A 2,079-nucleotide genomic window follows, 5' to 3' on the forward strand; every position below is an offset into this window, starting at 1 on the left:
AGTGGAGCTGGCGCGAAGATGGGAGCGACGACTGGCGGGCAAGTCCGGACATGTCGCGCTGGTGGAGCATGTCGGGTGTCGGCACGCACATGCTCGATCAGATCCTTTGGTTTCTCTCGCCGGGTTGCGGCGAGGTGGTCGAAGTCGCCAGCGTGCTGTCGCGGGAGAGGTGGGGCGGACCACACGACGAGACAGCGGTCGTCGCGCTGCGTTTCGAATCGGGCGCCACGGCCGAGTTCTGCTCCTCGGTTCTGATCGATGCCCCCTCGCGCTTCGAACTCTACGGCAGCGAAGGCTGGGTCGTGGGACGCGACGTGGTGAGCGAGGGTGGCGCCGGCTCGGTGGAGAGCCGCCATGGAGCGATGGCCTTCGAGCCTGCGGACCCCTACCTTGGGGAGATCGACGATTTCGCGAGGGCCGTCCGAGACGGGCGCCCGCCCGAGGTTGACGGTCACATGGGCCGGCGAAACTGCGCGCTGATGCTGCGCGCCATCGGCTGACACCAGGCAACGCGGAGGCTCCTCATGCTGTTTCGTTGCGCCCGACATGCTCCTGAGCAGGGCCATGGCCATGGAAGGGCTTCCGCAAAGGGCGCGAGAAACAGGCGCATCGATATCCACTGCCATGTCTATGTCGCCGAGGTCGAGGCGCTCCTGCCCGACGACGACGATGGGGCGCAGGATGCCATCGGGAGCCTGACCGATCGCATCAATGCCGAGCAGCACCGCCTGACACTGCCGGCGCTCACCGATCCCGAGGTGCGGCTGGCCGACATGGAGCGGCAGGGGATCGATATCCAGGTGCTTTCGCCCGCGCCGTTCCAGTATGGCTATCACCTTCCCCCGGAAACCGGACGCGAAGTCGCGCGTACGATCAATGAGCGTATTGCGACGCTTGCCGAGGGCCATCCAAGCCGCTTCACCGCGTTGGGCACCGTGCCTCTGCAGGAGCCCGGCATGGCCGTGGCCGAACTCGAGCGCTGCGTCACCGAACTGGGCATGAAGGGGATCGAGATCGATACCCGCGTCAACGGCCGCGATCTGACGCGGGTGGGGCTTGAGCGCCTGTTTGCCCGGGCCGAAGAGCTCGGCGCCGTGCTCTTCATGCATCCCATCGGCACCAGCATCGCCCAGCGCATGGACGACCACTACTTTCCCAACCTCCTGGGCCATCCGATGGAGTCCGCATTGGCTCTTGGCCATCTTGTCTTCGACGGCTGGCTTGCACGACATCCCGACCTCAAGCTTGTGGTCGCCCATGGTGGCGGGTTCCTTCCCGCCTATTGGGGTCGTCTGGATCATGCCTGGAGGACACGCGCCGACTGTCGTCAGAACATCGACCGGGAGCCTTCGCACTATCTCCGGCGGGTTCACGTCGATACGGTCGTTTTCGACGCGCTGGAGCTCAGGCATCTGATCGAGGCATGGGGGCCTGAACGCGTGCTTCTGGGGACGGACTATCCGTTCGACATGGGGGAACCAGACCCCGTTGGCCTTCTTGGTCGGGTCGATGGACTTACCGCGTCAGCCCGTGCCCTGATCGAGTGCGGCAACGCCGCCCGTCTGCTCGGAATGCCACAAGCGGTGACCTGAGCCTTGCTGGTGTCTCAAGGCGATATGAACGGAATTCCTCCCTGCCTAGGCAGGACAAGGGGAACCGGAAGCAGTCAGGCAGAATTCAGATCGAGGGCCGTTGAACGCTTTCCCGCATTGCCCCGAGGACTTCCCGTTCGGCTCCCATGCAAATCAGATCGTTATCGCCAGGAGCGTCAACTCTCGGTGTGAGCGGGCCCTGATTTTGGCCGGTTTGGGCTGGTCGCGGTAACCAACCCCATCAGTTCTCCCGGCCCTTCGGATGTAACTCGACTGTGGTTGGCAGAGTTGGTTGCCAACGCATGCATCCCCGTGGGGACGCCATTTCTTCAGCCATGGATTCTGCGCATTGTTCGCCATCCCATGCCGGCTGGCGTCGTGGACCTGCTGCGTGCCGTCAGTCCTGCATGGCGCTGCGGACGAGGTTGGCGAGGTGCACCGTGCCGCCGTCCCAGTAGGGCGAAAAGCGGCCGCCGTCGTAGGCGGG

At 64.6% G+C, this 2,079-nt stretch carries 2 protein-coding genes; both read left to right on the plus strand.

Annotated features, from left to right (window positions below):
- Positions 1-500 (plus strand): hypothetical protein (locus tag KDH09_15625; protein ID MCB0221127.1); only part of this gene is annotated, 500 nt, incomplete at its 5' end.
- A gap of 24 nt (positions 501-524) precedes the next feature.
- Positions 525-1,592, plus strand: a complete 1,068-nt coding sequence (locus KDH09_15630; GenBank protein ID MCB0221128.1) for an amidohydrolase — start codon at positions 525-527, stop codon at positions 1,590-1,592.
- The last annotated feature ends 487 nt before the right edge of the window (positions 1,593-2,079 follow it).

The sequence above is a fragment of the Chrysiogenia bacterium genome (assembly GCA_020434085.1).
In the GTDB taxonomy this organism is placed as follows: Bacteria; JAGRBM01; JAGRBM01; order JAGRBM01; family JAGRBM01; genus JAGRBM01.